Source organism: Haloimpatiens massiliensis, assembly GCF_900184255.1.
In the GTDB taxonomy this organism is placed as follows: domain Bacteria; phylum Bacillota; class Clostridia; order Clostridiales; family Clostridiaceae; genus Haloimpatiens; species Haloimpatiens massiliensis.
Window position 1 is genome coordinate 1 of the sequence record NZ_LT854617.1, and the last position, 1116, is coordinate 1116.

The following is a 1116-nucleotide window of genomic DNA, read 5'->3' on the forward strand; positions in this document are numbered from 1 at the left end:
GAGGAGGAAATTTAACCAGTAAGAAAGAATATAAATATACAACAGCAGAATCACTAGGTAACTGTACAAAAGCTTACAACTACAATTACGGTGATTCTATCTGGAAAGACAAGCTAACAAATTTTGATGGAAAAGAAATAACCTATGATAACATAGGAAATCCATTAACCTATAACGGATACACTTTCACCTGGGAAAGAGGAAGAATGTTATCCTCAATAAAAGGTAATGGCAAGGATATAAAATTCAAATACAATGATCAAGGCATAAGAACAGAAAAAACAGTAAATGGTGTCACCACAAAATATCACCTAGTAGGCGGCAGTGTAACCTATGAAGATAATGGAAAACACAAAATACACTACACTTACGACAGTTCAGGCAAACTTATAAGTATGAACCTAAACGGAGCAGAATACTATTATGTAAGAAATGCTCAGGGTGACATTATAGGATTAATAAATGCTCAAGGGGAAAAGGTTGTATCTTACACCTATGATTCCTGGGGAAAACTTATCTCTATAGAAGGAAGTTTAAAGGATACAGTAGGAGAGAAGAATCCTTATAGGTATAGAGGATATAGGTACGACAGTGAGACAGGAATGTATTATCTGCAAAATAGATACTATAATCCAGAATGGGGTAGATTTATCAATGCAGATGGGATTATAGGTGAAACGGGAGAATTATTAGGACATAATTTGTTTGCTTACAGCAAGAATAACTGGGCAAATATGAGTGACTATAGTGGATTCAGACCGGTATATACTTTAGGTGAAGAGACAGAGGCAATGAGGGCAGCGTCTTATGCGGTGATGAATAGAACTAGAGCCAATAGAGTTTCTAGAGCAAGTGGAAGAGTTGAAAAGTATTATCCTTCAGTTTCTGGTAAAATGTCAGCTGCTTATGGAACGTCAATAGGAGTAGTTGAGAATATTTCTAGAAAATCGGTAGGATATATAGATAAAAGTAACGCTATACACTTTTATCCTAAGACGAGCATAGTTCAAAAGATGTATCCCTATGCACAAAAGGCTAAAAAACTATCAAAATGGTTTACAGTAATAACAAGTGGATTTGATATAAGTAAAACATGGGATCCATCTGTAAAAATGC

At 35.1% G+C, this 1116-nt stretch carries 1 protein-coding gene; it reads left to right on the forward strand.

Translation table 11 applies throughout. The features are described 5' to 3' along the window. Positions 1-1116, forward strand: a 1116-nt coding sequence (locus tag C1715_RS00010; RefSeq protein ID WP_341457725.1) for an RHS repeat domain-containing protein, incomplete at both ends; no start/stop codon positions are given.